The sequence below is a fragment of the Glycomyces sp. NPDC046736 genome, from assembly GCF_040645615.1.
Taxonomy (GTDB): Bacteria; Actinomycetota; Actinomycetes; order Mycobacteriales; family Micromonosporaceae; genus Glycomyces.
The window spans coordinates 72872-95527 of sequence record NZ_JBEYYO010000019.1; the positions used below are offsets into that span (position 1 = coordinate 72872).

A 22656-nucleotide genomic window follows, 5' to 3' on the forward strand; every position below is an offset into this window, starting at 1 on the left:
GATCAGAGGAGACCTCGGCGCATGAACGCCCCCCAGCGCCCCGAGCGCAGGCCCCGGCTCGACCCCGAGGGCGACGACCGGCCCGGTGAGCGCGCGTTCACTCCGACGTTGCTGGTGACGCTGGCCTGGTACGCGGTGCCGGTACTGGTCTACCTGGTGTGGGTCGTGGCCCAGCCCCCTGTGGACGCCAAGTGCGCCGAGACCGGCTGCACGGTCGCGGGCCGGGTGGGCGCGGCGGTCGCGGGCGGGTGGGCCTGGACGCTGTCCTCGCTGACCGCGAGCCTGCTGGTCGCCGTGCTGCTGCGCCTGCCGCGCGCGGGCTGGCGGGCGGGCGTGGCCGGTTCGGCCGCGGCGATCCTGGGGGCCGGCCTGGTCACGGTGATCCTGCGGACCGCCGGGTGGGTCATCTGAGGCATGACGAAGGCCCGCAACCGGTACCGGTTGCGGGCCTTCGCTTCTGGCCTACTTCTTGCGGCGCTTGGCCGGGGTGACCTGGAGCTTGAACTTCGCGGTCACCTCCGGGTGCAGCTTCACGGCGATGTCGTAGGTGCCGATCGCCTTGATGGCGGAGGTCAGCTCGACGCGGCGGCGGTCGATCTTGGGACCCCCGGCCTCGTCGACGGCCTTGACCACGTCAGCGGCGGTGATGGACCCGAAGAGACGGTCGCCGTCGCCGGTGCGGGCGACGATGTGCGCGTCAGTCTGCTTCAGCTGGTCCGCGATGGAGCGGGCCTTGTCCAGGTCGTGGATCTGGCGGGCCGCGCGGGCGCGCTGGATCGCGTCGACTTCCTTCTGACCGCCCTTGGTCCAGGCGATCGCCAAGCCCTGCGGCAGCAGGTAGTTACGGCCGTAGCCGTTCTTGACCTCGACCACGTCACCGGCCGAACCGAGGTTGGGCACCTCATGAGTCAGAATGATCTTCATAAGACGCTCCTTCCTAGCGGGTCTGGCTGGTGTACGGGAGCAGGGCCATCTCGCGGGCGTTCTTGACGGCCGCGGCGATCTGGCGCTGCTGCTGGGTGGTCACACCGGTCACTCGGCGGGCACGGATCTTGCCGCGGTCGGAGATGAACTTCCGAAGCAGCGCCGTGTCCTTGTAGTCGATGTACTCGATACCCTCTTTGTCAATCGGGTTCGGCTTCTTCTTCGGCTTCCGCAGGGGAGCCGATTTCGGGTTGGCCATGTGTCGTCTTGCCTCTTACTCGAGATCGTTCCGGGTCGGGGCCCGGTTAGAACGGCGGGTCCTCGTCGAAGCCCGCGTTGCCGGCGCTCGCGCCGGCCGGGGCGGCCGAGGCCCAAGGGTCGTCGGGCGCGGAACCACCGGAATTGCCGCCGCCCCCGAAGGAACGACCGCCACCACCGGAACCGCCGCCGGTCTTGTTGAGCTTCGCGGTGGAAAACCGCAGAGCCGGACCGACTTCGTCCACGTCGAGCTCGTACACAGTGCGCTTCTCGCCCTCGCGGGTCTCGTAGCTGCGCTGCTTGAGCCGGCCCTGCACGATCACGCGGGTGCCGCGCGAGAGGGACTCGGCCACGTTCTCGGCGTACTGGCGCCAGACGCTGCAGGTGAGGAAGAGAGCCTCACCGTCTTTCCACGCGTTCGACTCGCGGTCGAACGTGCGCGGGGTCGATGCGATGCGGAACTTCGCGACGGCGGCACCGGACGGCGTGTAACGCAGTTCGGGGTCGTCGACGAGGTTGCCGATAACCGTGATGACTGTTTCTCCTGCCATGACCTCTTCTCCCTAAGGTCTCGCAGTTGCAAAGGTCGGGTTACCGAAGCTCCGGTCGCAGCACCTTGGTCCGCAGCACCGACTCGTTGAGCCGCATCTGACGGTCCATCTCAGCGACGGGACCGGGCTCGGATTGCAGGTCGACGACGGCGTAGAGGCCCTCGTTGCTCTTGTTGATCTCATAGGCGAGACGGCGCCGGCCCCAGACGTCGATCTTGTCGACGGTTCCCCCGGCGTCCTTGACGCCCTTGAGGAACTTCTCCAGCGTCGGGCTGACCTGGGCCTCTTCGATGTTCGCATCGAGGATGACCATGAGTTCGTAATGCCGCAAGATCGCTCCACCTCCTTTGGTCTCATCGGCTGCGGTCTCTCCGCAGCAGGAGGAATCACTTGCGTGTGCCTTCCCGGGCCAAGCGGCTCGGAGAGGACAACCGCGCAATCGTACCTGCTCGCAGGCGGTGCGGCCGCGCCGCGCCACCTGGGTGTGACGCTACCGCCAGGGTCCGACAATCGAAGGCAGGCGCGGGACTGAGCTTCGCCTCACATCGAAGCCGATCACGCTTCGCGCTAAGTTGGAACGCGTGACTGCGCAGTTCCAATACACCGACCTGCTTCCCACCGGACCGGACACCACCGAGTACCGCCTCCTCACCAAGGAGGGCGTGGGCACCGTCGAGGCCGCCGGAAGGCGCTTCCTCACCGTGGAGCCCGAGGCCCTCACCGCCCTCGCCGCCGAAGCGGTCAAGGACATCTCGCACTACCTGCGCCCGGCCCACCTCGCGCAGCTCCGCTCCATCCTCGACGACCCCGAGGCCAGCGGCAACGACCGGTTCGTGGCGATGGACCTGCTCAAGAACGCCAACATCGCCTCAGGCATGGTCCTGCCGATGTGCCAGGACACCGGCACCGCGATCGTCATGGGCAAGCGGGGCCGCCACGTCCTGACCGACGGCCGCGACGAGGAGCACCTCTCGCGCGGCGTGTGGCAGGCCTACCGCGACCTGAACCTGCGCTACTCCCAGATGGCCCCGGTGACCATGTGGGACGAGAAGAACACCGGCTCGAACCTGCCCGCCCAGATCGAGCTGTACGCCGACGGCGACGACGCGTACAAGCTCATGTTCATCGCCAAGGGCGGCGGCAGCGCCAACAAGTCGTTCCTGTTCCAGGAGACCAAGGCGATCCTCAACCCCGACGCGATGATGCGATTCCTGGAGGAGAAGCTCCGCCAGATCGGCACCGCCGCGTGCCCGCCCTACCACCTCGCGATCGTCATCGGCGGCACGAGCGCCGAGTACGCGCTCAAGACCGCGAAGTACGCCTCCACGAAGTACCTCGACTCGATGCCCACGGCGGGGTCGGCGCTCGGGCACGGCTTCCGCGACGTCGAACTCGAACAAGAGGTGCTGGGCCTGACCCGCCAGTTCGGGATCGGCGCCCAGTTCGGCGGCAAGTACTTCTGCCACGACGTGCGCGTCGTCCGCCTCCCGCGCCACGGCGCGTCCCTGCCCGTCGCGATCGCCGTGTCCTGCTCGGCCGACCGCCAGGCCATGGCCAAGATCACCGCCGAGGGCGTGTTCTTGGAGCAGCTGGAGACCGACCCGAGCAAGTACGTGCCCGAGGTCGAGGAGGACGACCTCGACGAGGACGTGGTTCGCATCGACCTCAACCGGCCGATGAGCGAGATCCGCGAGGAGCTCTCCAAGCACCCGGTGAAGACCCGCGTGTCGCTCACCGGGACGCTCGTGGTCGCCCGCGACATCGCGCACGCCAAGATCAAGGAGCGCCTCGACGCCGGCGAGCCCATGCCGCAGTACCTCAAGGACCACGCCGTCTACTACGCCGGGCCCGCGAAGACCCCCGAGGGCTACGCCTCGGGTTCGTTCGGGCCGACCACGGCCGGGCGCATGGACTCCTACGTCGACCAGTTCCAGGCCGCGGGCGGCTCGTTCGTGATGCTCGCCAAGGGGAACCGCTCGCAGCGCGTCACCGACGCGTGCAAGTCCCACGGCGGGTTCTACCTCGGCTCCATCGGCGGCCCCGCGGCCAAGCTCGCGCAGGACAACATCAAGTCCATGGAGGTCCTGGAGTACCCCGAGCTGGGCATGGAGGCGGTCTGGAAGATCGAGGTCGAGGACTTCCCGGCGTTCATCGTGGTCGACGACAAGGGCAACGACTTCTACGAGGCCACCCGCCAGCCGGTGCTCACCGTGGGCCGGAGGCCCCGCATCAGCATCTCGTAGTCTCACCCTTTCGGGGGACGCCCAACGGTCGGTCCGATTCGGGACGATCGGTCGGAATCGGACGCCGCGCGGGTGAAAACCCGCGCGGCGCATGACCGGTAACACCTGGTTTTGCCTCGAATCGGCCCGTCCGATCCCGCCGCGAAGTGCCGCATCAGTGCAGGTACAAGGCGAATGGGGAGAATCTCGGGAACCCCGCCGAAGGCCCGGCGAGGTTAGGCTTCGATCGCTGCCGCGCCCGCTTCGCAGCCTCGTCCCGCCCGATCCCCCCGGAATCGCCATGATCGAACACTTCAACCACGGCTACATCACCCTCCCCGTGGCCTTCGTCGTCTCCATGACCGGCTCGGCCCTGGGCCTGTTCATCGCCCGCCACGCCCGCCGCCAGGACGCCCTCGGCCGCCGCGCTCTGTGGCTGGTCCTTGCCGCGTTCGCCATCGGCGGCACCGGCATCTGGGTCATGCACTTCGTGGCGATGCTCGGCTTCGACATCGCCGAAGCCTCGCTCCTGTACGACCCGCTGCTGACCACCCTCAGCGCGGTCACCGCCGTCGTGGTCGTCGCCTGCGGCCTGCTCGTGATCGGCCTCGGCCGCTACTCGGTGCTCAAGCTCGCGTGCGCGGGCCTGTTCACCGGCGTCGGCGTCGCGGCCATGCACTACATGGGCATGGCCGCGCTCAGCTCCGAAGTCGAACTCGTGCACCGCACCGGCTACGTCGCCGCCGCGGTCGTGATCGCCGTCGTGGCCGCCACGACCGCGCTGTGGATGGCCTGGCGGCTCGAACGCGTGGCCGCGATGTGGCTGGCCGCCGTCGTGATGGCCCTCGCGGTCAACCTCATGCACTACACCGCGATGCTCGGCGTCCAGATCGGCGGCCAATCCGGTGAGCAGGCCCACGGCGCGCACTCCATGGACCTCATCTTCCCCATGGCCACCCTCACCGCGATCGTGCTGCTCGTGCTCATCTTCACCGTGGTCACCGTCCCGACCGAGGAGGAACTGCGCACCGAAGCGCGCATGTCCTCGATCGAGCAGGGCTTCGCGAGCGGAAACTGAAGCGGCACGGGCCCTCTGGGACCGCACCGCACCCCATCGGGGTCATCAAGGTCGAAGCCGCCCGAGCGGTCCGGACGCCGCGGCGCCCGGGCCGCGCTCTCACCGCTTCCCGTAGGTCAGGCGCCGCAGCAGCGTCTCGGCCGGACCGCGATACCCCAAGCGCCGCATCAGATCCGACGCGGCGACCGTCACCAGCCACACCGCGACCGCGCACACCCCCGAGACGATCAAGGGGCTGCCGAAGCGCTCGCCGAGCGCGAGCGTGAACGGCATCGCCAGGACCATCCAGGCCACCGACTGGAACAGGTAGCCGCTCAGCGAGCGCTGGCCGAGCGCGCTGACGGCGGTCGTGACCGGGCCCAGGCGACCGCGGCGGGTCAAGGCGTGCGCGACCAGGCCGAACACGGCCCCGTAGGCGATCCCGCCGAAGAACCCGGCGGTCTCGTACAGCATCTTGACCAGTCCGGCCGTCTCCTCGTCGACGCTCAGGTACCCGGCCGAGAGCAGGGCCATCGGCATCCCGGCCGCGACGGCGATCGCGAACCCGCCCGCGGCGGCCCAGCCGAGCAGGCGCAGGTGGCGGCCCGCCTCTTCGAGCAGGCGGCGCCGTCCGGCCCACGCCCCGACCCAGACCATGAGGATCATCGGCAGCAGCATGAGCGTGTGCGCGGGCCACTCGGCGGCGCGCTCGACCAGTGAGGCCCAGTACGTGTCGGCCAGGACCGACGGGAACGCGCTGACCGGGGCGGACGCGTCCCCTGGGGCGAACGATGCGAAGGCCATGAACGCCAGGGCCGCGACGTAGGCGAGGCCGACCGCGAGGTACCACGGCGCGAAGCGGTGGACCTTGTCCGAGCGTTGGAGCAGGACCAGCGTGAACGCGATCCCGATGAGGCCGTACGCGCCGAGGAAGTCCCCGGAGTAGAGCAGCAGGCCGTGCAGGGCGCCGAAGACGATGAGCCAGCCGTTGCGGCGCAGCAGCACCGAGCGGACCTGGCCCTCGCTCGCGCCCGAGGCTGCCTGGCGGCGCGCGAGCTGCACCAGACCGTAGCCGAACATGAGCGCGAACAGGGGAAACGCCCGGGCGTGCACGAGCTCGACCATGAGGAAGTTGTAGACGCGCTCGGCGCCTTCGGGGTTCGGTTCGAGGCCCGGCCCGGCGGCGAGGAAGACCCCGGCCGAGTTGGCCAGGGCGATGAGCAGGAGCATCGCGCCGCGGGCGAGGTCGGGCGCGAGGGCCCGCTCGGCGGCGTTGACGGGCCCGCGCGCGGTGCGCGGCGGGGATTGCAGATCGGCGGTCACCGGGGTGCCTCCAAAGCTAGAGGATTTAGTGTCCCAAAGATAGTATCCTAGAGACACTAAATAGGTGTGCGATGATGACCCCCGAATCCGATGCGGAGGTGACGAGGCGACATGGACGAGCCCGAGGTGCCGATCGAACTGGCCAGGCTGTGGCGCCTCCCTTCGCAGACCCGGCTCGGGCGGCCCGCGCGCCTCGACGTCGACGCCGTCGTGGACGCCGCGGTGGCCCTCGCCGACCAGGGCGGCCTGGCCGAGGTCACCCTTCCCAAGGTCGCCGAGGCCCTCGGCGTCACCAAGATGTCCCTCTACCGGCACGTCGGCTCCAAGGACGAGCTCATCGCCCTCATGGAGGACGGCGTCGGACCGCCCCCCGACCTCCCCGAAGGCCCCTGGCGCGAGAGCCTCGCCGCCTGGGCCGAGGCCCTCGCCGATCGCATCGAGCGCCACCCCTGGCTCGCCGACCTGCGCGTTGCGGGCCCTCCCAGCGGCCCCAACGGCATCGCCTGGTTCGACGCGGGCCTGCGCTCGATGCGCCGCAGCCGCCTCGACTGGGGCCCCAAGGTCCGCATCGTGATGATCGTCAGCGACTACGTGCAGGGCATGGCCCGCCTCGCCCAGAGCCTCGCGGCCGGGCGCAGCGGCACCGGCCTCGACCAGGCCGGCGCCGAACTCGCCTACGGCCGGGCGATGGCCGCGCTGGTCGACCCCGAGCGGTTCCCGGACGCGGCGGCGCTGTTCGCCTCGGACACGTTCGCCGACACCGGGGCCGACTCGGCCGACGTCGACTTCCGCTTCGGCCTCGACCTCATCCTCGACGGCGTCGCCGCGCAAGCGGACTGAACGCGGAACCGGCCCCGCTCTGCGAGCGGGGCCGGTCCCATCTCAGGGAGCAGCGGTCTAGCCGACGGTGTTGGCGAAGTTGTAGCCGTTCGTCTTGTCCCAGTTGATCGACCAGGTCATGGCCCCGCCGATGCCCGGGTAGGCCTGGTCGGGCACGAAGTCGCCGCAGCTTTGCAGCGTCTGGAGGCACCGGAGAGCGTCGTTGACCATCGTCGGGTTGACGTAGCCCGAGCCCGCGGCGCTGGGCACGGCCGGCAGGCCCAGGCCCACCTGGCTGGGGTCGAGTCCGGCTTCGAGCTGGATGCAGGCCAGGGCGGTGAGGAAGTCGATGTCGCCCTGGGCGTACACCTGGCCGTCGCAGCCGAGCATGGACCCGGAGTTGTAGTACTGCATGTTGACGATCGTGAGGATGTCCTTGGTGTTGATCGCCAGCTGCGCGTAACTGCCCTGCGCGGACTGGAAGTCGATCGTCTGCGGCGCCATCGTGTAGACGAAGCCGGGCTTGGCCGCCGAGATCGAGCGCAGCGCGGTCTCGATCGGGCCGGGGTTGATGCCGTGTTCGAGGTCGATGTCGACGCCGTTGAAGCCGTACTCGTCCATCAGGGCGATGATCGAAGAGGAGAAGGCCGCGGCGGTGGTGCCGTCGTTGATGGTGACGTTGCCCTTCTCGCCGCCGACCGAGATGATCACGTCCCGGCCCTGGCCCTTGATCGCGGCGATGTCGGCCTTGAACTCGGCCTCGGTGTAGCCCGCGTTCAGCAGGCTGGAGTCGAGCGCGAAGTCGACCTGGCCGGGGGTCGAGGTGGACTCGGCGAAGGCGATGGCGACGATGTCGTACGCGGCGGGGATCTGGTTGAGCTCCATGACCCCCGAGCCGTTGTCGAAGTTGTGCCAGTAGCCGGTGAGCAGCACGTCCTCCTGGCCGGGGCCGCCGGTCGGCTCTTCGGTGGGCACTTCGGTGGGCGGGTCGGTCGGGCCGGAGCCGTCGCAGGCGCCGAGGTCCTCCCACACGCCCCATTCACCGGTGGTGCCGGGAGTCTCACCGGTGGTCCACCATTTGGCGCGGTACTCGCGGCCTTGGTGGGAGACGCGGTCGCCGCCGACGTAGACCGAGCCGGACTGCCAGGCGGCGCTTTCGCACACGGCCTGAGCGCCTGCCTGGTGGGCGAAGGCGACGGGGACCGCGATGGCGGCCACGGCCGTCGCGAGTGCGGTGGCGGCGGTGATCGCCGCTCTGCGCGAGAGTCGCAAGGGTCCTCCAGATATTTAAAGATTCCTAAATGTATGTCCCTCATCGTGTCCGTCACATCGAAGTTTGTCAAGGTCTCAGGGAGGGGGAAAATCCGACTCGCCCGGTATGCGGGCCGATTTTCCAAGGCCCGCAACCGAACGAGTCGGGATGTTTCCTATTCGGAGCGGTGAGTGGGAGCGCAGGTCAGGCCGCGCCGCGGCCTTCGCGGGCCGCTTCCCCGGCGAGGCGCCGCTCTCTTTTGCCGCGGGCGAGCTCGGTCGCCAGCGCGTCGAGTGGGCCTGAGAAGCCGTCGGCGAACCGGGCGAGCCAGTCCTGGACGGCGGCGAGCCCTTCGGGGTCGGCGCCGTAGATGCGGCGGGTGCCTTCGGCGCGGACGGTGACCAGTCCGGCCTCGCGCAGCACCTTGAGGTGCTGCGAGACCGCGGGTTGGGAGATCCGGCGCCCGGCCTGTTCGAGCGCTTCGGCGAGGGCCCCGGCGGGCCGTTCGCCCTCGCCCAGGAGCTCCATGATCCTGCGGCGCACCGGGTCGCCGAGGGCTTCGAAGGCGGCGTCGGCGCTCACGCCTGCGGCGGGACGGTGTAGAACGCGACCACGGCGTCCACGGCGGCCTTCGCCTCCTCGGGGTCGTCGCCGCCCGCGATCGCGGCCGCGCCCCAGGCGTCGCCGAGGAGGCGGGCGTAGTCGGCGCCTTCGGGGCCGGTCATCCACGCCTCCCATTCCTCGGCGTCGAGCGAGGACGCGGTGGCGAGGTAGAAGCCGAGGCTGTGGAGGAGGCCGTCCCAGCCGATGCCGACCGCGCCGGGCCCGTACTGGCGCCACATGGCCGGGTCGACGGGGGCCTCGTGGACCAGTTCGAGCACGGTGCCGTCCCCGCCGGGGGACAAGTTGACTTCGAGCCAGGACATGCCGCCGCCGAACTCCCAGGTCACGGCCAGGGTCTCGGGGGCGTCGCAGCGTTCGACGATCCCGCCGGCCTGGGCTTCGAACTGGTAGCGGCCGCCGACTTCGAGGTCGCCGCTGATCGGCTGGAACCAGCGGGGGAGCCGCTCGGGGTTGGTCAGGGCGTCCCACACGTCGGTCTGCTCGGCGCGGTAGGTGCGGCGCGCGACCAGGACTTTCGTGGCCTCGCCGCCTCGTTCGCCGGTGCGGATCTCGCGCGCCACCATCCCGGCGGCGGCGATCGGGTCGTTGGGATCGGACATGAGACCTCCTTGTATAAGTTGCGACTTATATAACGAGGCTACACCCGAACACACCGCCGGGCCCGGGAAACCCCGGACCCGGCGGCAACGTTCAGTTCTCCACGTACGTCAACAGGTCCTGACGCGTCAGCACCCCGACCGGCTTCCCCTCGGCGAACACCATCAAAGCGTCCCGGTCCTGCAACGCGGCCACGGCCCGCTCGACCTGCTCGCCCGAACCGATCGTCGGCAGGCCTTCGCCCACATGCCGCTCGATCGGATCGTGCAAAGTGGCCTTGCCGCTGAACAGCGCGTCCATCAGGTCCCGCTCGGCCACCGCACCCGCGACCTCGCCCGAGGTCACCGGCGGCTCGGCCTTGAGCACCGGCATCTGGCTCACCCCGAACTGCCGCATGATGTCGATCGCCTCGCGCACCGTGTCCTGCGGGTGCACGTGGACGAGTTCGGGGATGTCGCCGCCCTTGCTCGCCAGCACCTCGCCGACCGTGGTCTGGCCCGAGCCGCCCATGAACCCGAACTCGGTCATCCACGCGTCGTTGAAGATCTTCGACAGATACCCGCGGCCCCCGTCGGGCAGGACCACCACGATCACGTCCTCAGGGGACGCGTCCCGCGCCACCGCCAACGCCCCCACCACGGCCATGCCCGCCGAGCCGCCGACCAGCAGGCCCTCCTCGCGGGCCAGCCTGCGGGTCATCGCGAACGATTCGGCGTCGGTGACCTCCACGATCCGGTCGGCCAGCGCCCGGTCGTAGTTCTCGGGCCAGAAGTCCTCGCCCACGCCCTCGACCAGGTACGGGCGGCCCGTCCCGCCCGAGTACACCGAACCCTCCGGGTCGGCGCCCACGACCTGCACCTTCCCGCCCGACACCTCCTTGAGGTACTTCCCCAGCCCGGTGATCGTCCCACCGGTGCCGACCCCGGCGACCAGGTGCGTGATCCGCCCCTCGGTCTGGGCCCACAGCTCGGGGCCGGTCCCGTGATAGTGCGAAGCCGGGTTCGCCGGATTCGAGTACTGGTCGGGTTTCCACGCCCCCTCGATCTCGTCGATCAGGCGGTCCGACACCTTGTAATAGGAGCGCGGGTCCTCCGGGTCGACCGCCGTGGGGCACACCACGACCTCGGCGCCGTACGCCTTGAGCACGTTCCGCTTGTCCTCGGAGACCTTGTCGGGGCACACGAACACGCAACTATAGCCGCGCCGCTGCGCCACCATCGCCAACCCGACCCCGGTGTTCCCGCTGGTCGGCTCCACGATCGTCCCTCCGGGACGGAGCGCGCCCGAGGCCTCGGCCTCGTCGATCATGCGCTGGGCGATCCGGTCCTTGATGGACCCGCCCGGGTTGAGGTACTCGACCTTCGCGAGCACGGTCGCGGCCACCCCTTCGGTGACCGCGTTGAGCTTCACCAGCGGGGTGTTCCCGATGAGGTCCAAGACCGATTCGTAGTACTGCATCCGTCCAGCCTATGACGGACTTCCCCGCCAGGCGCGCGCGCCGATCCCGCAGCGTGGATACGATCGGCCGTGGTGCGCCCCGCGCCGGGCCGACCGGCGACAATCGGGTCGCAGAACCTCTTACGCAACACAAGGGAGACAGGCATGAGCACCGCCGACATCGGCGTGGTCGGGCTGGCCGTCATGGGCTCCAACCTCGCCAGGAACTTCGCCCGCCACGGCTTCACCGTCGCCGTCTACAACCGCACCCACGCCAAGACCACCGAGCTGGTCGAAGCGCACGGCGACGAGGGCGACTTCGTTCCCGCCGAGGAGCTCGCGGACTTCGTCGCCTCCCTCAAACGCCCCCGCAAAGCCATGATCATGGTCCAGGCCGGCAGCGCCACGGACGCGGTCATCGACCAGCTCGCGGCCCTCATGGAACCGGGCGACATGATCATCGACGGCGGCAACGCCCACTTCGAGAACACCCGCCGCCGCGAAGCCGCGCTGCGCGAAAAGGGCCTCCACTTCGTCGGCACCGGCGTCTCCGGCGGCGAAGAGGGCGCGCTCCTGGGCCCGGCGATCATGCCCGGCGGCTCGGCCGAATCGTACGAGTCCCTCGGCCCGATCCTCGAAGCCATCGCCGCGAAGGCCCCCGACGGCACCCCGTGCTGCACCCGCCTGGGCCCCGACGGCGCGGGCCACTTCGTCAAGATGGTCCACAACGGCATCGAATACTCCGACATGCAGCTCATCGGCGAGGCCTACGACCTGCTGCGCCGCGGCGTCGGCATCGAACCGGCCGACCTCGCCCGCGTCTTCTCCGAATGGAACGCCGGCGACCTCGACTCCTATCTCATCGAGGTCACCGCCGAGGTCCTCGGCCACACCGACGCCGCCACCGGCAAACCCCTCGTCGACGTCATCGTCGACCAGGCCGGGCAGAAGGGCACCGGCCGCTGGACCGTCCAGAACGCCCTCGACCTGGGCGTCCCGGTCACCGGCATCGCCGAGGCCACGTTCGCGCGCGCCCTCTCCTCGGGAGTGAAGCAGCGCGAAGGCGCGGTCGACCTCCTCACCGGCCCGGCCGCCAAACCCGACTTCCCCGAGGACTTCGTCGAGGACGTCCGCCAGGCGCTGTACGCATCCAAGATCGTCGCCTACGCCCAAGGCTTCGACCAGATCGCCGCCGCCAGCGCCGAATACGACTGGGGCATCGACCTGGGCTCGTGCTCGGCGCTATGGCGCGCCGGGTGCATCATCCGCGCCCGCTTCCTCGACCGCATCACCGACGCCTGGCGCTCCGACCCCGACCTGCCGACGCTGCTGGCCGCACCCGAGTTCACCAAGATCGTCACCGACGCGCAGGACGCGTGGCGCCGCGTCGTCGCCACCGCGGCGCTCGCGGGCATCCCGACCCCGGGGTTCTCCTCGGCGCTGGCCTATTACGACGGTCTGCGTTCGCGCCGGCTCCCGGCGGCGCTGATCCAGGGCCAGCGGGACTTCTTCGGCGCGCACACGTACAGGCGCGTCGACCGTGAGGGCACGTTCCACACGGACTGGTCGGGCGACCGGAACGAGATCGAACTCTAAAGCCGCGCAAGCGAAACGGCACCGCCCTCGGGGCGGTGCCGTTCGGCGTCTCAGTGCGTGAATTCGGGCCCGTAGGACCCGCCGAGGTCGACCGGTTCAGTGGGGCGTTCGCCGTCGCGCAGGCGCTTGACGAGGTCGACGAGCCGCTGGGGTTCGAGCATCCCGTCGGTGGAGCCGCATCGGTCGATCGGCAGCCACCGGAAGGTGAGGTCCTTCTCGTAGCCGGTGTCGACGAGCATGCGCGGTTCGAAGCGTTCGACGCGCAGGAAGAAGTACCAGTTCTTCTGGATCAGGAGCCGGTGGCGCGGGAAGCACGCGTAGACGCCGTATCCGACCGCCTCGCCGATGGCCGCGGGTTCGATGTCGAAGGCGGTCTCCTCGTGGAGTTCCCGGGCCGCGGCCTGGGCGAGGGTCTCGCCGGGGTCGGTGCCGCCGCCGGGGGTGAACCAGCGTTCGACGCCTGCGCGGCAGCGGGTGCCGCCGACGTGGAGGACGGTGTCGTCGGGGGCGAGCATGAGCAGGCGCGCGGAGACGCGGAAATCGGCGCCGGTCTCGGATTCGATGGTCATCGCACTGAAGTGTCGGTGGTGGGGCTCCCGGCCGGTTCGAGGCGGAGCGCCTCGTCGGGCACGTCACCGTCGATGAGCCGTTTGATCAGGTGCAGGAGCGGGTCGAACGGGTCGTCGGTGCCTTCGGCCGTCGCCAGGTCGGCGGCGGTGAACCACCGGAACTCGAGGTCCTGCTCGTAGGCGTCTCCGCCGCAGACGCGCGGGGTGAACCGTTCGACGCGCGTGTAGAACAGGTAGTTGTCCTGCGTGAACACCTCCCCGTCGCGGGAGCGGGTGAACGTGCGGCGGGCGACGGGCCCGGCCAGGTCCGCGGGTGCGAGCCGCAGCCCGGTCTCCTCGCGCAGCTCCCGCACCGCGGCGTCGACGGGCCGCTCGCCCGCGTCGATCCCGCCACCGGGAAGAAACCACCGCGCGGGCCGCTCGGGCAGGGCGGACCGGCCGATGAACAGGACCGCGTCCTGCTCGTCGATGACGATGCACCGTGCACCGTACCGGTCGATTCGGGGTGTTTCGTTCGTCGCGTTCACCGCTCAATTATGGTGGCACGCTGCGTAGGCGTCCAGTCTCTATCGGCATCCCACAGCCACGCGCCCCACGCGAGCCGTACGGGCGCAACGGGTCTCGCACCGTCTACGAGGGCCTTCAGCAGGTCCGAGATCGCGGCGGGGAACACGCGCGCATCGCAAGCGGCGACCTCGTCGAGGCCGAGCCAGCGCGCGGCGGTGAACTCGGCCCGCTCGACGGTCTCCAACCGGTCCCGGACCGGCTCGAAGTGCGGCACCCGCGCGAAGAAGTACACGTCCTCGGAATGAATCACCAGCTCAGGACTGTCCGACCAGTCCCCGGCGGTCTCCGCCACGACAGGCCCGAGCTCCCCGGGATCGAGCCGCAACCCGGTCTCCTCGAACACCTCCCGAACCGCCCCCTCCTCCAGACTCTCCCCAGCGTCCAACCCCCCACCAGGAGTGACGTAATACTCCACCCCCGGCCCCATGTAGTCCCGGCTGTAGAACAACAGCACCCGATCGGCCTCATCCACCAACAACACCCGAGCACACCGCCGCCGGATCACTTCTGCTTCTCTCTCGGCCATCCCCCGAGTATGTGCCCCGAACCCAGCGACGACAATCCACCGAGATCGCAGAACGCAGCCGCCGGGCCCAGCCTTCAAGAACCCGGCAGCGACGTCTTCTGTCAGGCGACTGCTGCCAGCAGTGCCTCCTGGTCGGCGGGGGGCAGGTCTCGCTGGAGTCGCTTGGCGCGGAGCGTGGCGTCGGCCACCTCGCAGACCCGAGCGATTTCCACATCGGCCGGTGACAGTGCGGCGAGGCCGTTCGTCACCAGCCACATCGTCACCTCGGCCCACGAATACAGGCTCACCCGCGGACGCGGCACCCGCGGCTCGGGGAAGTCGCCAGGGCCGCGCCGATTGGTTACCCAGTGATCGACGGCGCCCACCGTCCGACCGGTACGCTCGGCGATCTCCTTCAAGGAGACATAGTCCTCGGAGACGCCGAGCGGCTCAACCCCCGCTTTGCGCGCCTGTCGAATCGCGGAGACGACCGCCTGCAGCGCTGACGGCGCCTCGCGGTCGAAGAACGCCGATCCTTCCCCGCCCTTTTCCGGATCGAAGCCGATCACGGCGTCATCCCAGCCCGCCTCGTACAAGGCGTCGATGACCTGCTCGCCGGGCGGGGCGGAGAAATGCAGCTCGAACGCGTAGACAGTCACTGTCAAGTTCCCTTCTCGGTTTCGGCCTGCAACCCGTGGTGACACCGATCTGCGAGTTTCCGAAGGCGCTTTGCGTAGGAATGTATACATAACACTACAGACTGAGGCGCTTTCACGGCAACGACACGCCGACCCCGGACGGGTGACGTGTGATCGCGAACGCAGGGCCCGCGGCGAAATCGCCGCGGGCCCTTTTTCGGGTTTCCTTAGGCCGTGGCCGGTTCCAAGGTCGGGGTTTTGCGTTCTGCCTGGAGTTTCTTGGTGAGGCGGCCCGCGGCTTCGACCACTCCCATGATCATCAGGGCGTTGATCGCGTGGAAGCCGAAGATGATCTGGCCCGGGACCGTGCCCGCGACGCTCACCAAAGCGATCAGCGACTGCAAGACCACCAGGCCGAACGCGCCGGCCATGAAGCCCACGAGCTTGCCGCCCGAGCGGGCCAGGGCCGCGAACCCGATGCCCAGCAGCGCCACCACCGCGATCAAGCGGCCGTTCATGATGTGCAGCGAGAACGCCTCATCGGGCGAACCGGCCGCGATCGCCCCGTACCCGGCCAGGAAGAACTGGACCCCGATCAGCACTTGCAGCAGGATCGTCCAGACCCGAAAGAACTTAAGCATCGACATTCCTCGTCTCGATCTCGTCCTGCACGGCGTCCACGGCGGTCATCGCCCCGTACGTCAACAGGTGTACGACACAGTGGTCGGTGAACACATCGCCCCGCCACTGCTCCACATCCGAAGCCGCCACCGCACCCGGCGCCAGCGCCGCCGACACCGCCAGCCGCGCCCCGAGCCCCGCCTGCGCAGGCAGATCCCGCGCCCCCGCCAACACCGGAGGCCGCGCTCTGAGCTCGGTCCCCGCTGCGCCCACCGTCCGCGCCACCGCGTCCGCGGCCTCCTCGCTGAGCAGCATCGACCCGTACGCGGCCATCCCCCGCAACGCCCCGTACGCGCGCCCCACCGGCGAACCCGGCGCCCAACCGGGCTCACGCACCTTGATCTCCCGCGCCCAATCCGGCCACCGCTCCAGCAGACCCAGGCTCAGGCCCGGCTCCACCTCCGCGGCCACCGCCTCCCGCACCAGCCGCGACGCCACCGAACGCCCCAACTTCGTCCGCGTCACCGGACTCGGCGACGCATTCGCTCCCATCGCCCGCACCAGCCGCGTGATCAACTCGAACACCAGCGCCGTCCCGATGAACCGCGGCGCCGCCTCCGCCGCGAACGGCCCCTCCGGCCCCGGATCGACCGCCCAATCCGCCAACGCCGACCACTGCGCAGGCGCCCGCCCCGCACGCAGCGCCTCTGCCAACTCCGCCTCCCCGGCCGCGTGCAACATCATCGAATGCGCGTCCGTGCAGAACCGGCAGCCGCCCCGCACCGCGATCACCGTCGCCACGACCTCCTTCGCCTTCCGCTCCTCGGGCCCACCGACCAGCAGCGACTCCCGCAGCAGCGCCCACACCGACGCCAACAGCTCCGGCGCCGGCGAGAACATCGTGATCGCCGGACCGATCACGCCCAGCTCCGACCGCACCTGCCCGTACACCTCGGCCACCAGGCCATCGGCGCGTTTCGGTTCAACCGGTACGACATGTTGCACAACAGGGGACATGGGGTGCTCCTCCACTCATCGTCGCGTCCCCCAAGCCTTCCCGCCCCGCCGCACCGCGTCGTCCGCCCCGCGCCGACAATCCCGCGCGCGCCGAACGCAGCACCGCACACCCCCGCCTACACCCTGCGGAGTACTTGTGGCCTGCACCGCGAGCCGACGACGCCCGCGACCAGCCGCAATAAGATGGCCCCATGCCGAAACACCAAGCGCGCCGCCTCAGCGGGCGCAGGCTCGACCTCGCCGTCGCCGCGGTCCTCCTGGCCGACACCCTCATCTCGGGAATCGCCAAAACCCTCAACGACGGCCTCGCCTGGTACGGCTGGCCGATCCTCGTCATCGGCCCCCTCCTCTTCCCCCTCTGGCGCCGCTACCCCCGCGCCGTCATGTTCGCCAACGTCGCCCTCCTCGTCATCGGCGGCCACCTCCACATCGGCCCCCTCTCGGCCATCCCCGCCCTCGTCTCCATCGCCGTCGCCACCTACCTCGGCCACCGCAAACTCACCATCACCATCGTCCTCATCCTCTCGGCCACCACCGGCCTCGGCAACTGGCAATCCGCCGGATTCCAGCTCACCGGCGACGTCCTGCAACAGTCCATGCTCATCATCGGCTGGCTCCACGTCGCCCTCATCTCCGGCGAATCCCGCCGCCAAAGGGACGCCTACATGGCCGAAGCCGAACACACCCGCGAAGAAGCCGTCCGCCGCAAAGCCGCCGACGAACGCGTCCGCATCGCCCGCGAACTCCACGACTCCCTCACCCACTCCATCTCCGTCATCCGCGTCCAAGCCGGCGTCGCCCTCCACCTCGCCCGCAAAAGAGGCGAAGAACCCGCTCCCGCCCTCGTCGCCGTCGAAGCCGCCGCCAAAGACGCCACCCGAGAATTGCGCGAAACCCTCACCATGCTCCGCGACGACGACGGCCACCGCCTCTCCCGCGTCACCGCCCTGGCCGACCGCTACCGGGGCCTGGGCTTCGCGATCGAGATCGAATGCGAGATCGAGGACGCGGCCGCGATCGGCGAAGAGGCCGACCACGCCGCCTACCGGATCGTCCAAGAGGCCCTGACCAACGCCGTGCGCCACTCCAGCGGCGACCGCGTCCGCGTCCGCGTCCACCAGAAGGACGGCGCACTCGACGTCGAAGTCGCCGACAACGGCGCGCCCGGCCGCGTCGAACCCGGACGGGGCCTGACCGGCATGCGCGAAAGGGTCGACGCCATCGGCGGCACACTCCACATCGGACCGGGCGAGTTCGGGTTCACCGTCCGCGCGACCCTCCCCGACACCGAGTCGCGTGAGGTGCCGAAGCAGACCCGCCCCGCACTCGAACCGGAGGCCGCCTCATGATCCGCGTGCTCCTCGCCGACGACCAGCCGCTCATGAGAGGCGGCTTCCGCGCCCTCATCGACGCCGAAGACGACATGACCGTCGTCGCCGAAGCCGCCGACGGCCCCACCGCCGTCCGCCTCGCCGCCGAATACCGGCCCGACGTGGCGCTCCTGGACGTCGAGATGCCCGGCGGCGACGGCATCAGCGCCGTCCGCGCCATCGCCGCCGACGACCGCCTCGACGCCCTGCGCGTCGTCATGCTCACCAACTACTCCTTCGACGCCTACGTCTTCGACGCGCTCCGCGCCGGAGCCGCCGGCTACCTCGTCAAGGACACCGAACCCGAAGAACTCCTGCGCTGCGTCCGCGCCGCCGCCGCAGGCGAGACCCTCCTCTCACCGCCGATCGCCGCGAAACTCGTCGCCGAATACGTGGCCCACCCGCCCGCGCGCCTCGCCGGGCAAGTCGAAGGCCTCACCAGCCGCGAGACCGAGATCGTGGCGCTGGTGGCCCGCGGCCTGACCAACACCGAGATCGCCGAGCGCCTGTTCATCAGCCCGGCCACCGCCAAGACCCACGTCCACCGCGCCATGATGAAACTCGCCGTGCGCGACCGGGCCGGACTCGTGGTCTTCGCCTACGAATCGGGCCTGGTCCAACCCAAAGGCGCCGCTTAAGCCGCCGAAGGCTCCCCGGCCTCCCCTTCGGCGGTCCCCGCCGTGTCGGTCTCGGGCTCGGCCGTGGCGTTGTACTCCGAACCGAACAGCAACGCCGCGTTCGTGATCCACAGCCACACCAGGAACACGATCACCCCGCCCAAGGCACCGTACGTCTCGTCGTAGCTGCCGAAGTTCGCCGCGTACAACCCGAACCCGGCCGACGCGACCAGCCACAGCACCACCGCCAGCGCCGCCCCCGGCGCGCGCCGCCGCAGCGGCGTGCGCTTGGCGGGCGCGAGCCAGTACAGCAACGCCACGATCACGACCACCAGCACCACGATGATCGGCCACTTCACCCAGTTCCACACCGTCACCGCCGCGTCGTCGGCACCGATCGCATGCCCGATCGCCCGCGCCACCGACCCGCCCGTGGCCGCCACGACCGCGCACACCGCCGTCAAAGCCCCCACCACCACGGTCAGCACGATGCGCACGACGAGCACCCGCCACCACGTGCGGGTCTCACCGGTCCCGTTGACCGCGTTGAGCGCCCGCGAGAACGCCGCCACATAGTTCGACGCCGCCCACAGCGCCGTCGCCAGCCCCACCAGCGCCAGAGCGCCCGCGGTCCGCGGGTTGACCTGGAGCCGCGCCACCGCGTCCTCGATGATCGCGAACGTGTCCTCCGGCGCGAGCGAGGCCACCCCCGACAGCAAAGCGTCCGTCGCGTCAGGACTGAGCAGCCCGATCATCGAGGTCCCCACCAGGATCGCCGGGAACAGCGACAGCACCGAGTAATACGTCAGGGCCGCGGCCGCGTCGCCCCGATTCGCGGCACCGTACCGCTTCCCCGCGGCCACCATCGAACGTCCCATGACCCCAACCGTGCCAGGAACGGGCACCGAATGGGGCCTAACGCGTCATCCGATCGGGTTCGTCGTCCTCAGTGCGCACCCGCGTCGCCAACTCCCAGATGACGATCACGTCCACCGCGATCACCAGCGTCGCCCACAGCGGGAACTGCGGCGCGAGGAAGAACTGGTTGAGCGCCGACAGCACCGCCACCAACAGGCCCGGCGCCGCGGTGCGCCGCAGCCGCTCCATGCGCCGCCCCGACCCCAGCTGCGCCAACCCGATCACGATGGCGGCCACCCCGATCGCGATGTTCACCCAGCCCCAACCGGTGTTGTCGGCCCGGTACCAGTAGCCGCCGCCGGTGAACAGGTACGTCTCGCCGCCGGCCACCGCGTAGCCGACGAACACCTGCCACGCGCCCGCCAGCAGCAGCAGGACCCCGGCCAGCACCGAGCCCGCGGGCCTACGGCGAGGATCCCAGTCCTGGTCACTCATGCGGCTCCCCGGGTAGGGGCGCCGGACGGCGCCCGAGACGTGCGCACACAGCTTAGGCGACCGCACCGCCGATCGGTGGTCTCGGCGCACGGGCCGAGCGCGCCGAACTCAACGTTCGATGCGCGCCAACCAGTTCCCCAGCAGCGCGCTGCCGTCCTCGGTGAGGATCGACTCGGGATGGAACTGCACGCCCTCCACGTCCAGGCCCCGGTGCCGCAGCCCCATCACGGTCCCGTCCTCGCTGGTGGCCGTCACCTCCAAGGGCGCGCGCACCGAGCGGCGCTCGACCGCCAACGAGTGGTATCTGGTCGCGGTGAACGGGTTCGCGAGCCCCGCGAACACGCCCGCGCCGTCGTGGCGGATCGGGGAGGTCTCGCCGTGCCGCAGCTCGGCCGCGCGCGAGACGGTCGCGCCCCAATGTTCGGCGATCACCTGATGCCCCAGGCACACGCCGAGCACCGGGATCTCTCCTGCGAAGCGGTCGAGCAGCTCGTGCCCGAGCCGGGCCTCGTCGGGCCGCCCCGGCCCCGGTGACAGCAGGAGCCCGGCCGGACGCAGCCGCACCGCCTCTCGGGCGTCGGTCCGGTCCGAGCGCCGCACCTCCACCCGCGCGCCCAGGGCCCGCAGGTAGGACACGATGGTGTGCACGAACGAGTCGCGGAAGTCCACGACCAGTACGCTACGCATCACCGCGTCCCGGCATGATCGTCAATCCTCGTCCTCGGCGCCGGGCGACTGCTGGGTCTGCCAGTCCTCGGGGTCGAACTCGGTGTTCTGGCAGTCCAGGCCCGGCGTGCACGTCTCGCCCTCCGAAGGCGACTGGTCGCTCTCGATGTTCACCTCGCCGGCGGGGTCCACATTGCTCCAGGGCATGTGCGGGCGCACCGCCGGGAACACCACGAACCACAGCAGCAGCAGCATGCCCGCGCTCAGGGCCACCGAGCCGCCGATCTTCCCCGGCAGGCCGCCGGGCAGCTTCTTCCAGATCCACGAGTACACGTCAGGCCTCCGCGTCGACTGCGGCTTCGGGCAGGTCGCCCTCGGGGTCGCGCTCGATCGTGTCCACCAGGAGGCTGTACACGACGTAGCGCTCGTAGTTGTCCCACAGCGGATGGCAGGTGAACAGCGTCAACCAGAAGTCGTCGTCCCCGGGGGGCGTGCCGGGGTTGCGCGGCACCGGCGCGGTGACGTCCACTTGCGTCTCGTCCACCACCTCGTGCGACTGCACCTCGTAGACGTAGAAGTAGTCCTTGGTCTCGATCACGACCTTGTCTCCGGGTTCCAGGTCGCGGATCTTCTGGAAGATCGCCGGCACGTTGTGGCCCGCGAGCGTGAAGTTTCCCTGCTCGCCGGGGTAGGCGCCGTCGAGGAACCGGCCCGGCGCGTACTCGATGTCGGCCGGTTTGGTGCCCTCGACCAGCGTCCACGACTCGGCCCGGATGTCCGGGGCCCACATGCGCGCGAACGCGTCGCCGAGCTCGGGGATCGCCGCGCCCTCGTCCTCGGTCTCCTGGGTGTTCCAGATCGTGTCGAGGTCGGCCGAGAGGGTGTCCTGCTCGGCGTTGATCTCCTGCGACACCCCGAAGATCTCGTACGCCGCGTACAGCAGCACGACCGCGCCGAGCGTGACGAGCGCTTCGCCCAGGCCCCGCACGGTGCCCCGCAGCCCGGCCTCGCCGCGGTGGCGCTTGACCGTCTGCTTCTTGCGCGAGGCGCTCTCGGCACCGGGGGGAGCGGGCATGTCGTCGGCGATCACCGGGAGGATCGCGGTCCCGTCCGGCTCGGGCACGAGCGAGGCCCGCGCCAGGCGCGGGGGCCGCAGCGCGGTGGTCGTGTCGAAATCCGGTTCGGTCGGCAGCGGCGGGCTCGGGGTGCCTTCGGGGCGCGGCACCTTGGCCTGACCGCTGGGGACGCCGGCCCGCCCGGCCCCGGGGGCCCCGCCCGGCCGCGGCTTCGGCGGCTCATTCGCGAAGGGGGACCAGTCCTGATCGCTCACCTGGTGCTTCGCCTCCGTCGTGCCGGTGTTCTCAACGCCTGGGGATGTCGTAACCATAACGCGCGAGGCCATCGTAGTGATGCACCGCGAACCGCAGTATCGCCCGAACGTGCGCCGGGCCCGCCCGCCCCCGCCCGGAATGTCGGACCCTCCTGGCACCCTTGAAAACCGGGGGCCCATTCCCCAGGGTCCGGGGGACTTCCGCGCTGCCTTGCGAACCGTCCACCGGCCCGGGCCCGTCCCAGCTCACCGGCTCGAACGGACCCGGGGTGCGCTGCCGCGCATCCGGAGTGTGAGCTACGCGATGCCGCGCGGACGGCCCGTCACCGGCGGACGGTACCCTGGACGCCGGACATGTCCCTCAGTTGGAGAGTCGTCGATGCCGAAGTCACGCATGCGCAAGAAGAAGGTCTACTCGACCGCCGCGGGAAAGAACACCGCCTCGGGCGAGAGCTACGAACCGAGCCCGACCTGGGTGCCGATCGCCGCCGTGGTCCTCATCGTGCTCGGCATCGGCTGGCTCACGCTGTTCTACCTCTCCGGCATGGCCTACCCGGTCGCCGCGTGGGGCTACTGGAACCTCGCCGTCGGCTTCTCCTGCATGGTCGGCGCCCTGCTAGTACTCTCGAAGTGGCGCTGATCCCGAGCGACCTGAGATCCCCTCGCGTCCCACTCTCCGGAACTGATGTCGGACCCCCGGCGTAAACTTCATGCCAGGGGTCCCTAAGGGCGGATTTATCACG

The 22656-nt window shown here is 70.0% G+C and carries 28 protein-coding genes; 8 read left to right on the forward strand and 20 right to left on the reverse strand.

Annotated features, from left to right (window positions below):
• Positions 1-21 precede the first annotated feature (21 nt).
• Complete coding sequence (locus AB0B28_RS18230) at positions 22-411, forward strand: hypothetical protein (protein ID WP_360122501.1); 390 nt, start codon at positions 22-24, stop codon at positions 409-411.
• 51 nt (positions 412-462) lie between these two features.
• Here the strand turns inward: AB0B28_RS18230 and rplI are convergent, their stop codons facing one another.
• The 4 genes from rplI to rpsF are packed head-to-tail and all read right to left on the reverse strand — an operon-like array spanning position 463 to position 2064.
• Positions 463-924 carry a 50S ribosomal protein L9 gene (gene rplI, locus AB0B28_RS18235; RefSeq protein WP_360122504.1) on the reverse strand — a complete coding sequence of 154 codons (462 nt, stop codon included), beginning with the start codon at positions 922-924 and terminating at the stop codon, positions 463-465.
• A gap of 13 nt (positions 925-937) precedes the next feature.
• Positions 938-1183 carry a 30S ribosomal protein S18 gene (gene rpsR, locus AB0B28_RS18240; RefSeq protein WP_270116456.1) on the reverse strand — a complete coding sequence of 82 codons (246 nt, stop codon included), beginning with the start codon at positions 1181-1183 and terminating at the stop codon, positions 938-940.
• A 46-nt stretch (positions 1184-1229) separates the two neighbouring features.
• The gene (locus tag AB0B28_RS18245; RefSeq protein ID WP_360122508.1) at positions 1230-1733 is read right to left on the reverse strand and encodes a single-stranded DNA-binding protein; all 504 of its coding nucleotides are present in this window, start codon (positions 1731-1733) and stop codon (positions 1230-1232) included.
• A gap of 40 nt (positions 1734-1773) precedes the next feature.
• Positions 1774-2064, reverse strand: coding sequence for a 30S ribosomal protein S6 (rpsF, locus tag AB0B28_RS18250; RefSeq protein WP_360122511.1), 291 nt, complete (start codon positions 2062-2064; stop codon positions 1774-1776).
• Between the two features lie 250 nt (positions 2065-2314).
• On the opposite strand from rpsF, the gene AB0B28_RS18255 reads away from it, so the two are divergent.
• Both AB0B28_RS18255 and AB0B28_RS18260 read left to right on the forward strand, forming a co-directional pair.
• Positions 2315-3976 carry a fumarate hydratase gene (locus AB0B28_RS18255; RefSeq protein ID WP_360122514.1) on the forward strand — a complete coding sequence of 554 codons (1662 nt, stop codon included), beginning with the start codon at positions 2315-2317 and terminating at the stop codon, positions 3974-3976.
• 280 nt (positions 3977-4256) lie between these two features.
• Positions 4257-5033 carry an MHYT domain-containing protein gene (locus AB0B28_RS18260; protein ID WP_360122517.1) on the forward strand — a complete coding sequence of 259 codons (777 nt, stop codon included), beginning with the start codon at positions 4257-4259 and terminating at the stop codon, positions 5031-5033.
• Positions 5034-5132: 99 nt separating this feature from the next.
• Here AB0B28_RS18260 and AB0B28_RS18265 read toward each other — a convergent pair whose 3' ends face one another.
• Complete coding sequence (locus AB0B28_RS18265) at positions 5133-6335, reverse strand: DUF418 domain-containing protein (RefSeq protein ID WP_360122520.1); 1203 nt, start codon at positions 6333-6335, stop codon at positions 5133-5135.
• Between the two features lie 111 nt (positions 6336-6446).
• Here AB0B28_RS18265 and AB0B28_RS18270 point away from each other — a divergent pair, with 111 nt between their 5' ends.
• The gene (locus AB0B28_RS18270; protein WP_360122523.1) at positions 6447-7175 is read left to right on the forward strand and encodes a TetR/AcrR family transcriptional regulator; all 729 of its coding nucleotides are present in this window, start codon (positions 6447-6449) and stop codon (positions 7173-7175) included.
• A gap of 57 nt (positions 7176-7232) precedes the next feature.
• Here the strand turns inward: AB0B28_RS18270 and AB0B28_RS18275 are convergent, their stop codons facing one another.
• The 4 genes from AB0B28_RS18275 to AB0B28_RS18290 form a co-directional block, all read right to left on the reverse strand.
• Complete coding sequence (locus AB0B28_RS18275; RefSeq protein ID WP_360122526.1) at positions 7233-8426, reverse strand: glycosyl hydrolase family 18 protein; 1194 nt, start codon at positions 8424-8426, stop codon at positions 7233-7235.
• Between the two features lie 184 nt (positions 8427-8610).
• Positions 8611-8988, reverse strand: coding sequence for a metalloregulator ArsR/SmtB family transcription factor (locus tag AB0B28_RS18280; protein WP_360122529.1), 378 nt, complete (start codon positions 8986-8988; stop codon positions 8611-8613).
• Entirely contained in the window at positions 8985-9629 is a 645-nt protein-coding gene (locus AB0B28_RS18285; protein WP_360122532.1) for an SRPBCC family protein, read from the reverse strand. The genes AB0B28_RS18280 and AB0B28_RS18285 overlap by 4 nt, the downstream gene beginning before the upstream one ends.
• 91 nt (positions 9630-9720) lie before the next feature.
• On the reverse strand, positions 9721-11085 hold the full coding sequence (locus AB0B28_RS18290) for a cystathionine beta-synthase (protein WP_360122535.1): 1365 nt from the start codon (positions 11083-11085) through the stop codon (positions 9721-9723).
• A gap of 144 nt (positions 11086-11229) precedes the next feature.
• On the opposite strand from AB0B28_RS18290, the gene gndA reads away from it, so the two are divergent.
• Positions 11230-12660 carry an NADP-dependent phosphogluconate dehydrogenase gene (gene gndA, locus AB0B28_RS18295; protein ID WP_360122538.1) on the forward strand — a complete coding sequence of 477 codons (1431 nt, stop codon included), beginning with the start codon at positions 11230-11232 and terminating at the stop codon, positions 12658-12660.
• 50 nt (positions 12661-12710) lie between these two features.
• Here gndA and AB0B28_RS18300 read toward each other — a convergent pair whose 3' ends face one another.
• From AB0B28_RS18300 to AB0B28_RS18325, 6 genes are all read right to left on the reverse strand, one after another.
• On the reverse strand, positions 12711-13229 hold the full coding sequence (locus AB0B28_RS18300; protein WP_360122541.1) for an NUDIX domain-containing protein: 519 nt from the start codon (positions 13227-13229) through the stop codon (positions 12711-12713).
• On the reverse strand, positions 13226-13756 hold the full coding sequence (locus tag AB0B28_RS18305; RefSeq protein WP_360122544.1) for an NUDIX domain-containing protein: 531 nt from the start codon (positions 13754-13756) through the stop codon (positions 13226-13228). Before AB0B28_RS18305 ends, AB0B28_RS18300 begins: the two co-directional genes overlap by 4 nt.
• Positions 13753-14322 (reverse strand): NUDIX domain-containing protein, encoded by a 570-nt coding sequence (locus AB0B28_RS18310; protein ID WP_360122547.1) that lies wholly within the window; start codon positions 14320-14322, stop codon positions 13753-13755. Before AB0B28_RS18310 ends, AB0B28_RS18305 begins: the two co-directional genes overlap by 4 nt.
• Positions 14323-14423: 101 nt before the next feature.
• Positions 14424-14960 carry a hypothetical protein gene (locus tag AB0B28_RS18315; RefSeq protein ID WP_360122549.1) on the reverse strand — a complete coding sequence of 179 codons (537 nt, stop codon included), beginning with the start codon at positions 14958-14960 and terminating at the stop codon, positions 14424-14426.
• 206 nt (positions 14961-15166) lie between these two features.
• Positions 15167-15580 carry a DUF6220 domain-containing protein gene (locus AB0B28_RS18320; RefSeq protein ID WP_360122552.1) on the reverse strand — a complete coding sequence of 138 codons (414 nt, stop codon included), beginning with the start codon at positions 15578-15580 and terminating at the stop codon, positions 15167-15169.
• Entirely contained in the window at positions 15573-16577 is a 1005-nt protein-coding gene (locus AB0B28_RS18325; protein ID WP_360122555.1) for a carboxymuconolactone decarboxylase family protein, read from the reverse strand. The genes AB0B28_RS18320 and AB0B28_RS18325 overlap by 8 nt, the downstream gene beginning before the upstream one ends.
• Before the next feature lie 191 nt (positions 16578-16768).
• On the opposite strand from AB0B28_RS18325, the gene AB0B28_RS18330 reads away from it, so the two are divergent.
• Together AB0B28_RS18330 and AB0B28_RS18335 are read left to right on the forward strand one after the other, a co-directional pair.
• Complete coding sequence (locus tag AB0B28_RS18330; RefSeq protein ID WP_360122558.1) at positions 16769-17926, forward strand: sensor histidine kinase; 1158 nt, start codon at positions 16769-16771, stop codon at positions 17924-17926.
• Positions 17923-18585, forward strand: coding sequence for a response regulator transcription factor (locus tag AB0B28_RS18335; protein ID WP_360122560.1), 663 nt, complete (start codon positions 17923-17925; stop codon positions 18583-18585). Before AB0B28_RS18330 ends, AB0B28_RS18335 begins: the two co-directional genes overlap by 4 nt.
• On the opposite strand, the gene AB0B28_RS18340 is transcribed toward AB0B28_RS18335, so the two are convergent.
• The 5 genes from AB0B28_RS18340 to AB0B28_RS18360 all read right to left on the reverse strand — a co-directional run bounded on the left by AB0B28_RS18340 (position 18582) and on the right by AB0B28_RS18360 (position 21913).
• Complete coding sequence (locus AB0B28_RS18340) at positions 18582-19442, reverse strand: YihY/virulence factor BrkB family protein (protein ID WP_360122563.1); 861 nt, start codon at positions 19440-19442, stop codon at positions 18582-18584. The genes AB0B28_RS18335 and AB0B28_RS18340 overlap by 4 nt on opposite strands.
• Before the next feature lie 37 nt (positions 19443-19479).
• A complete protein-coding gene (locus tag AB0B28_RS18345) occupies positions 19480-19917 on the reverse strand; it encodes a hypothetical protein (RefSeq protein ID WP_360122566.1) in 438 nt (145 codons plus the stop codon).
• Positions 19918-20025: 108 nt separating this feature from the next.
• Positions 20026-20604, reverse strand: coding sequence for an aminodeoxychorismate/anthranilate synthase component II (locus AB0B28_RS18350; RefSeq protein WP_360122569.1), 579 nt, complete (start codon positions 20602-20604; stop codon positions 20026-20028).
• Between the two features lie 21 nt (positions 20605-20625).
• The gene (locus tag AB0B28_RS18355) at positions 20626-20916 is read right to left on the reverse strand and encodes a hypothetical protein (RefSeq protein ID WP_360122572.1); all 291 of its coding nucleotides are present in this window, start codon (positions 20914-20916) and stop codon (positions 20626-20628) included.
• A gap of 1 nt (position 20917) precedes the next feature.
• Entirely contained in the window at positions 20918-21913 is a 996-nt protein-coding gene (locus tag AB0B28_RS18360; protein WP_360122575.1) for a class E sortase, read from the reverse strand.
• A 379-nt stretch (positions 21914-22292) separates the two neighbouring features.
• On the opposite strand from AB0B28_RS18360, the gene AB0B28_RS18365 reads away from it, so the two are divergent.
• Positions 22293-22553 (forward strand): cell division protein CrgA, encoded by a 261-nt coding sequence (locus AB0B28_RS18365; RefSeq protein ID WP_360122578.1) that lies wholly within the window; start codon positions 22293-22295, stop codon positions 22551-22553.
• Positions 22554-22656: the final 103 nt, after the last annotated feature.